Annotated in this window: 7 protein-coding genes and 1 pseudogene; 2 read left to right on the plus strand and 6 right to left on the minus strand. The window is 66.5% G+C overall.

From position 1 onward, the window contains the following. Window positions 1-148: 148 nt before the first annotated feature. Entirely contained in the window at window positions 149-979 is an 831-nt protein-coding gene (locus tag BGN97_RS04785) for an HNH endonuclease signature motif containing protein (RefSeq protein ID WP_292698480.1), read from the plus strand. A gap of 6 nt (window positions 980-985) precedes the next feature. Here BGN97_RS04785 and BGN97_RS04790 read toward each other — a convergent pair whose 3' ends face one another. The 4 genes from BGN97_RS04790 to BGN97_RS04805 form a co-directional block, all read right to left on the minus strand. Beyond that, the gene (locus tag BGN97_RS04790) at window positions 986-1,981 is read right to left on the minus strand and encodes a DNA cytosine methyltransferase (RefSeq protein ID WP_292698482.1); all 996 of its coding nucleotides are present in this window, start codon (window positions 1,979-1,981) and stop codon (window positions 986-988) included. Between the two features lie 116 nt (window positions 1,982-2,097). Beyond that, window positions 2,098-3,279, minus strand: coding sequence for a tyrosine-type recombinase/integrase (locus BGN97_RS04795; protein ID WP_292698485.1), 1,182 nt, complete (start codon window positions 3,277-3,279; stop codon window positions 2,098-2,100). Beyond that, entirely contained in the window at window positions 3,272-3,523 is a 252-nt protein-coding gene (locus BGN97_RS04800; RefSeq protein WP_292698487.1) for a helix-turn-helix domain-containing protein, read from the minus strand. The genes BGN97_RS04795 and BGN97_RS04800 overlap by 8 nt, the downstream gene beginning before the upstream one ends. A gap of 178 nt (window positions 3,524-3,701) precedes the next feature. Next, window positions 3,702-4,031: a sulfate permease gene (locus tag BGN97_RS04805; protein ID WP_292698489.1), complete on the minus strand. Its 330-nt coding sequence runs from the start codon at window positions 4,029-4,031 to the stop codon at window positions 3,702-3,704. Between the two features lie 207 nt (window positions 4,032-4,238). Here BGN97_RS04805 and dprA point away from each other — a divergent pair, with 207 nt between their 5' ends. Then, complete coding sequence (gene dprA, locus BGN97_RS04810) at window positions 4,239-5,243, plus strand: DNA-processing protein DprA (RefSeq protein WP_292698491.1); 1,005 nt, start codon at window positions 4,239-4,241, stop codon at window positions 5,241-5,243. Between the two features lie 74 nt (window positions 5,244-5,317). Here dprA and BGN97_RS04815 read toward each other — a convergent pair whose 3' ends face one another. Beyond that, window positions 5,318-7,579, minus strand: coding sequence for an AAA family ATPase (locus BGN97_RS04815; protein WP_363331404.1), 2,262 nt, complete (start codon window positions 7,577-7,579; stop codon window positions 5,318-5,320). 252 nt (window positions 7,580-7,831) lie between these two features. Then, window positions 7,832-8,233 (minus strand): annotated as a pseudogene (locus BGN97_RS04820) (relaxase domain-containing protein); the annotation flags it as partial.

Below are 8,233 nucleotides of genomic sequence, written 5' to 3' on the forward strand. Positions count from 1 at the left end.
GTGCTGTCACTCCCGAGCCCGGAGAGCTGGTCAGCGTCCGTGTCGTCCCCGCATCGCCCGCCGATGGCGCCGAGATCGCGGATGGCTGGTGGCGGATGGCATCGGACAGCGAAAGCGTGAACGGTCCTGCTCCGGTGGTGCCGAGGAGATGACTTCTGCTGATCTGCCGGAGCCCGATAGCGACGAGCTCAAGGCCCTGCTGCGCGAGACGGAACAGCAAGTGATCTACCGCCTCCTGTATGAACGGCGCGACGATCCACCGACGATGACCGAGATCGAGGCGTTCTACGCCGACCAGGCTGGTGGAGCCCATGCCCAGACGGGGCGGCGGCTACGCGATATGTACGCAATCTTCGATATGAAGCCCGAGCGCCGGGACGGCGTGTGGGTGTATCCGCTTCGAGGACGGGCTACGTCGAAGCCGAGCACTACGACGAGACGGAAGGGGATCTCAGCCCGCGTGCGCGGCGAGGTCCTCAGCAGTAAACGCTGCGCGCAATGCGGGAAGACCCCAACTGACGATCACGTGAAGCTGGAAGTCGATCACAAAATCCCTCACAGCTGGGGCGGAACAGACGACATCGAGAACCTCCAGCCCCTGTGTACCCAGTGCAATCACGATAAGCAGGCGTTCTACTCGTCGATGGACCCGTTTGAGGACCAGATCCGCGCCGCGACGCAGCATAAGGAGCCGCATCGTCGGATCGGCGAGCTTCTCAAGGCGTTCCACGCCGCAGACGTTGAGGCGCCCGCCCAGGTAGTCAGTGTCGTCGCATCGATGCATCAGTACCAGGACGACTGGCAGCGGCGGATGCGGGAACTGCGTGTGCTCGGCTGGGACTATACGACGAGCAAGCGCAAGGAGAACGGGCGCATGATGAGCTATTACCGGCTCACCGCGTTCGCTGACTGGCCCGACGGCAATATCCGGGCGGAGATCGAACGCCTGAAGAAGGCGAAGAAGAACCCGGCCGGATGAGCTCTCTTAGCTGACGGCGCGGAGGCTGGTGCCGGTGCGCGTTGTGCGAGACACGACGGCGCCCATCGCCTCGGCGATTGACTCTCCGATCGCCCTGGCGACAGGCGGAGGGAACGCATTTCCGATCTGGCGGTACACCGACGTCTTGCGGCCGGAGAAGTGCCATTCCGAATCGAAACCCTGGATGCGGGCTGCCATGTCATTCGTCAGCCGCGGCACGTAGTCCAGCGGCGCGTCCGGTGCGGGTGCCTCGTCAGCAATGCCCTTGCCGTCGACACCGAGCTGCAGCCACGCCTGCTTCGCACGAGTCGGGCCGAGGTCAGCGCCGCCGTGCTTCTTGGAACCGCCGACCAGCGTAGGCGCGATATTGTTCGCGCGCTTGGCCCACTCTGCGGCGCCTTCCCAGCCGCGGGACCCCATGAGGGGGCCGAGGACGCGGCCGACGGTGGGCGGGGTGCCGATCGCACGGGGCCACGTGAACTTGCGGAAGTTGCGGCGCTTCATCGCGACGAGGATGAACCGGGGCCGCAGCTGCGGGACACCGAACTCGCTGGAGTTGAAAAGCTGCCAGTCAGCGTCGTAACCCATGTCGTCAAGCGAGTCCAGGATGGACTGCCGGTACGGAGCGAAGCGCACGGAAGCGAGGCCCTTGACGTTCTCCAGCATGACGGCGGTCGGGCGTGCCTCACGGACGAGCCGGATGGCCTCCGGGAAAAGGTCGCGCTCGTCGTCGGCGCCGAGCTGCTTGCCGGCGATGGAGAACGGCGGGCAGGGCACTCCCCCGGCCAGCAGATCGATGCCTTTGTAGTCGCGGCCGTTGATGTCGCGGACGTCGCCCTCGTGCACGTCCCACTCGGGCCGGTTCAGGCGGAGCGTGGCCGCTGCGTCGCGGTCGATCTCAACGGCGAGCGAATGGCCGAACCCTGCCATCTCCAGGCCAGACGACTGCCCTCCGGCACCTGCGCAGATCTCCAGGACACTCAGTTCGGGCGCTCTCGTCATGCCTCTATCCTCTCATTGAAACGGCCAGATCCCGGGACCCTCGGGGCGGCGTGACGGATCATGTCACGAACCTCAGACATCCCACGGCAGCGGGCCTAGCGGGTATCGCACGGCGATCATCCGGCCCTGCCGAAGGCCCGCTCAAGATGCTCAGCCGTGACAGGGTTCACGGTCTCGTTACGCTGGATGTAGTGCTGCATCGTGATCCGCGGGTCGGTGTGCCCGAGGAGCTCGGAGGCGAGAAGCGCGCCTTGCGCGTCGTTGACGACAGTGGCGACGGTGCGGCGGAAGCGGTGCGGGGTGACGTTCTCGATCCCGGCCTCGTCCATCACGTCGCGCAGTAGCCGACGGATGTTGTTCGTCGTGTGCGGCGTCCCGACCCGCGTGCTGAACAGGAGGTCACCCGCTTCGGTGTCGCCGCTACGCAGCAGGCGTGAGCGGATCGCCTGCAGCGCGAACGACGGCAGTGCGACGCGGCGAACCGAGCGATCCGTCTTCGGATGATCCTGCCGGTGGGTCGGCTCACCCTTGCGGCTGATGATCGTCCCGGCGATCCGTGCCGTCGGGATCGGGCCATCCAGATCGAGATCCTGGAGGCGTATGGCGAGGACCTCGCCGATGCGCGCAGAGGTACCGAGCATGACCTCGACGATCTGCCCGAGCTGCCGATCCGGCCTCGGACCCGCCAGAACCCGCCGGGACTCCCAAGCCTTGATCGCCGCCCGGATGTCCTGCACCTCGCCGATCGTGAACGCGTCGGGGATGGTCTTCTTCCGGTGGAGCCGGGAGACGTGATCCATCGGGTTGCGAGGCAGGATCTCGTGCCGGACCGCGAGCGCGAGTGCGAGTCGGAGGACGACGCGGGCGTGCTTGGCGCGGCTGTAACTGCGTCTGGCGAGTTGCTTGAGGAAGTAGTCGCAGCGGGCGACGCCGATCTCGCGGAGCGTGAGCTCTTTGAAGGCCGGGAGCACGAGGGATCGCATGTCCCGCTCGTACAAGTTCCTGGTGGTTCGTGAAAGCCGGTCTTCGATCTCCATGTCTTCCAGCCAGTAGGCGACGAGCTCCGGGAAGGGGCTGTCGGCGCTCATCCCGTTGAATCCCGGCTGGTACAGCGAGCGTTCGGAGAGCTTCTGCTTCAGCTTTCGCTCGGCTGCGGAGCGCGAGGATCCGGTGGCCTGGACGAGTCGGCTCTTGCCGTCCCAGTCGCGGTAGCGGGTCTTCGCGACGTGGCTGCCGCTGGGCTGTGCGCTGGTGGCGATGACCCCGAAGGTGCCGATCGGGGTTCGAGGCCTACCCACGCGCGCTCCCCGCACCGCCGGGAAACGTAGCGGCGCCGGCGGGTTCGCGCATAGTATCCATCCAAGTGCGGACGTCGCCGACGCCGAACTTGATGCGCTTCCCGAACCTGTAGGCTCGAGGGCCCTTTCCGTTGGTGCGCCAGTCGTAGATGGTCGAGACGGGGATGCCGAGGTAGTCGGCGAGTTCGTTGATATTCAGGAGCGGTTCTAGACCGTGGAAGTTGGACTGCTGTTCTTCGTTCACTTCTCCAGTCTCGGAGTAGTTTCAGGGACCCGACTCAATCTGAAGCTCCGGCGAGCGAAACGTAGTCCATGCTCGCGCGCGATGTCCGACTAGAAAGAATCCGGTTTCGAGCGTCCGAAGTGCGCCGATTACGAGACCGGAGCGTTGCGCCTGGTACTCGTCAAGATGTACTTGGCACCTATTTGCCTGCCTTCTGCTGGAGTATGGCTTCTGAAATGCGTGTACGAATTTGAACGATGATGGTGACCGGGCCGATCCAGAGCATCTTCATCGCGTTCCAGATGAACAGCACCACGAGAACGTAAAGCGCGCGCGGGCCTCCCCCGTCGATGACGGTGGTGCAGAGATACGCCGCCAGGAAGTACGGAACTGCCAGTAGCATCGCCCCGAGAGCCCACACGGGTCTGAGGCGTTCAGAGCGGATCGCATCGCTCAGGATGTTGGTTGGTGCGTACCGGTGAAGGGCGTTCCGAACGTGAACGCTGAGAATCCAGATGAGCCGGAACATGGGTGTAGTCCTTTCAAGGTTCGGCGATGAAGAACCTTGATGGACCGCCAGTCGAGCGGTCATGCCATCGCGTCGAGCGACGGCGAACCTTGAAGAGTCGCCTCATCGTTCAGGATACGACCGGCTCGCGACATTCGTAAGAGGTGCGATCAGACTCCCCGGTGGGTGAGGCGTACCTGCTTGGCACACGACTGGATGGAGCCTCGCATGGTCACGATCACTTCTCTCGCCAAGGACGAACGATCTGCGAGGATCGTCCTCGCTGCCACCGCGGAGCCAAACGACTCCCGTACCGGACGGCTCATCGCCGCGGTCGGCGCGGTCGATACGGTGCGCCTCGCCCAGAGCGACGGTGCGCTGCCGACGGTTCTCGATTCAATGGAGGGTGAGTTGTGGCGTCGCCAGCTCGCCCCGCGCCTGCTCGTTCCGGTCGTGGAGACGGCGAGGAGGGAGACCGACAAGTTCGGGCTGCACGTCCTGATCCCCGGCGACAAGGACTGGCCGACCGGACTGGATGCGCTTGGGGATCGGGAACCTGTTGCGCTGTGGACGAAGGGTGCGAGTTCGTTGCTGTCGATGCCGCTGCGTGATCGGGTGACGATCTCCGGCGCCCGCGCTGCCACCTCCTATGGTGTCCAAGTCACGACTGAGCTGGCGGGCGAGCTTTCGAACGAGGAGCTGTTCATCGTGTCCGGTGGTGCCTACGGTGTCGATGCTGCCGCGCACAAGGCCGCGCTCAGTGTGGGTGGGAGCACGATTGCGGTCATGGCCGGCGGGCTGGATCGTCCGTACCCGTCGGGCAACAGCGACCTGCTGAGCCGCGTCGCTGATCTGGGTGTCCTCGTGAGTGAGATGCCGCCGGGTGCGGCACCGACGAAGTGGCGGTTCCTGGCACGGAACCGGATCATGGCGGCCTTGTCTGCGGCGACGATCATTCCCGAGGCCGGGTATCGTTCCGGCTCGCTCCACGTTGCGAAGGAAGCCCGCGACCTCGGGCGGCCGGTCGGCGCCGTACCAGGGCCGATCACCTCCGCTGCCAGTGCCGGCACGCATCGGTTGATCCGGGAAGGCGTCGCCCGGATCGTGACTATGACGCAGGATGTTCGCGAGATGGTCGAGGACCCCCGCCCGAGCACGGGCCGTTCCTTCGGGGTCGCGAGCCCCGCCCAGCGAAGGGCCGCGCCTTCGTCGTCGCCGCAACGTTCGCTCTGACCTCGACCGAAACGGCACGGGCACCCCTCTTCGGGTGCCCGTGCCGTTTCTGCGCCTGCTGGTCCTGCTGCCGGTCAGAGCGCCGGGCCTCGGCGGGCCGGGGTCTGTGGGCGGCGGCGCAGTGTTCGGCTGGTCGGGGCCGCGAGAGCCTGCGCCCGGTCGATGGCGGCTTGGGCTCGGGCGGCGTCGATCTTCTGCGCCTCCGACTCCGCCGGGGCTCCGAGTGGCTGTTCGGTGGTGATGTCGTAGCGATCCCGGTACGCGGCCACCGTCTGCACCTGCCGCCGCCATGCTTCCGCTGACCTGGTCTCTTCGGGCTGCGTCCCGAGTGCCGTGATCCACGGCGTGCGGTCTGCGAGTGCCGTTTCGGTGATGGCCGTGGCGCGTTGTTCGATCAGCTCGCGGCGCTCTTCGAGGGCCTGCCGCATGTCGGTGCTCATCGCCCCGGTCGCTTCTGGGATCAGGCCGGCGATGAGCCGGGGTGCTTTGCGGGTTCTACCGGACCCGGCGGGCCGGGCGGTGGCGCGGGCGACGCGGTAGTGGAGCACCGCTGCGACATCATCTGCGTCATCGAATTCGCGGGCCGCGACCAGGCGCGGTACGAGCGTATCGAGGTCGTGATGGTTCGCCTCCGCGCGGCGAAGCTCCGCGGTGAGCGCGCCGAAGGCATCAGAGGTGATGGCCGCTTCGGCATCGTCATCGCTGAGCCCGGAGGCGCGGATGAGGTTCGCCCAGCGGTCGCGTTGGACGGCTGCGGCGATGGTCTCGTATTCGGCGGCGAGCTGGCCGATGTTCGACCATGCCTCGTGTTCGGCTTCGATGGTTTCGTGGGCGGAGAGTTCCGCGCCGACGTGCTGCAGAACACCGGACAACACGCTCCGGGCGGTGGCTTCGGTGTTGTCGCCGGGATGCGGGCCTTCGTGTGAGGCGTCGGGCTTGTCGACGGCGACATACGCCCGGTTCGACTCCCGGCCTCTGGTGAGGGCGACGTACAGGTTCTCGCGCGTCATCGACGGATCGACCAGCACATGTGAGGTGTCAACGGTGATGCCCTGCGCCCGGAAAGACGTGACGGCATATCCCAAGTCCAGGTCGTCCGAGACGTACTCGGCGGGCAGGATCACGGTGCCCCACTTCTTCCCGACCCGCCGTACCGCTATCGAGCCGTCGTCGCGAACGTCGGTGACCGTCCACCGGTCGCCGTTACGGACCCAGGAGCGGCCGGTGCGGAGGCGGCGATCGTTGCTGCGGGTGATGACGGTATCCCCGATAGCGGCGCGGGCGCCGTCTCGAAGCTCCGCCTCCCGGCTGCCATGCACGGTGCCGTCCAGGATCAGATCGGTGCGGGCACGGTTGTTCAGGGCTGCGACGGCTTCGTTCGAGTCCGTCACCAACACGCTTGCTCGTCCAGCTTGCGTGTCGGCGCGCCAGGCTGTGTAGGCGGCGTCGATCATCGTCTCCGTCTCACCGCCTCGAACACGGTCATGCTCGATATAGGTGTCGATGACTTCCGTGTGCCCGTGGCGAAGTTCGAGGGAGGCGACCTTCTCCCACGGGTTCACGAACCGGTGCACGTCGACCAGCTCCGGCGCATCCTTCCGATCATGAACCAGGAGCGAGAACGCCCCGCCAGCGTCGACCGATTGGAGTTGCGCGAAGTCGCCCACCAGGAGAACTTTCGCGCCGGCTTCGGCGGCGAGGCGGGTGATGCGGTCGAGAGAGAAGGTGCCGGCGAGGGAGGCTTCATCCAGAATCACGAGCTGCCCGTCCTGGAAGGTCTCGCCGTACATGATGTGGTTCTGCCACCACTTCGCCGTGTTCTCGGTGGCGATGCCGAGGTCATCGGCGAGAACCTGCGCCGCCACCGCCGACGGCGCCAACCCGACCACGGAACCGGCGCCGTGCTCTGCTTCCCACGCACGGCGCAGGCCGTTCATCGCCGTGGTCTTTCCGGCCCCGGCAGGGCCGACGAGGACATCGACGATGCGCCCCGACACGGCAACTTTTGCGAGCGCGTCGGCCTGATCCGGGCCGAGCATCCGCCCCTCCCGATCCGGCCTCGCGGTGATCTTCTCGACCGTCGCGAGGGGAACGGTCGGGCCGGTCATCGTGCGGGCGCGCTCGAGGAGCCGGTCTTCCGCCGCGAGGAGCAGTTCGGAGGAGAACGCGGCGGAGTGCTTCGGACGGAACACGCTCGTTCCGTCCGGGCGCTGGAACACCGCCGGACTCGATGCGAGCTCGGGCGGGGTGAGGCGCAGGGAAGCGGCTTCGGCGGCATCTACGACGAGCCCGACGATGGCTTCCCGATCCTCCGTGCTGGCGAACCGGTAGCCCATCGTCTGCCGGGCGGCCTCGGACGTGAGGTTCCAGCGCCGCCACGTCGACCGCTTCTCACCCACCGTCTCCACAACGCTCTGCCCGAGATTTGCGATCACCTCCAACGGCACGTCATCAGCGCGCAGGAGCAGCGGGGCGTCGTTCGCGGTGACCGACCTTGCCCATGCGGTCGCGTCGGCGTCGAGGAGCCGGCCGGCGCGCTGCCGCCACTCGCTCGTGAGGTCGGCGAGGGAGCGGACCTGCTTCTCGGGCCGGGTGGTGAGGGTAGCTTGGGCGCGGAGTCTCAGGATCGTCGCGCTCGACGGCTGCCGCCCATGCGCCGCAACGTATTCGGCGATGAGCCGGTTCTTCTCCTCCTCGATATGCCGAGACCGTGAAGAGAACTCCGACACCAGCGACTCGGGAACCGTCGTGATGGCCCAGGCGGGGTTCCTGTCCTTGCCCATGTCGCGGGCCTCCCACGAGACCCCGAACATCCGGGTCAGGTGATCGGCGAACACCGCCTCGTGCAGCTCGGACAGCGCGACGGTCGCGGCGTGCATCGGGCGCCCGTCGAGGGAGCGCCATTTGCCGTCGAGGACGGTCATGGTCTTGTTGCTGATGACGACGTGCGTATGCAGATGCGGATCGCCTGCACGGGAGTCGTAGTGGTC

Origin of the sequence: Microbacterium sp. 69-10 (assembly GCF_001897945.1) — a bacterium.
Taxonomy (GTDB): Bacteria; Actinomycetota; Actinomycetes; order Actinomycetales; family Microbacteriaceae; genus Microbacterium.

Bases quoted from the DNA above. Each gene is read 5' to 3' on its own strand.
- BGN97_RS04815 (WP_363331404.1), bottom strand. From the start codon at position 7,579: ATGGGCTACCGGTTCGCCAGCACGGAGGATCGGGAAGCCATCGTCGGG.
- BGN97_RS04785 (WP_292698480.1), top strand. From the start codon at position 149: ATGACTTCTGCTGATCTGCCGGAGCCCGATAGCGACGAGCTCAAGGCC.
- BGN97_RS04790 (WP_292698482.1), bottom strand. From the start codon at position 1,981: ATGACGAGAGCGCCCGAACTGAGTGTCCTGGAGATCTGCGCAGGTGCC.
- BGN97_RS04805 (WP_292698489.1), bottom strand. From the start codon at position 4,031: ATGTTCCGGCTCATCTGGATTCTCAGCGTTCACGTTCGGAACGCCCTT.
- dprA (WP_292698491.1), top strand. From the start codon at position 4,239: ATGGTCACGATCACTTCTCTCGCCAAGGACGAACGATCTGCGAGGATC.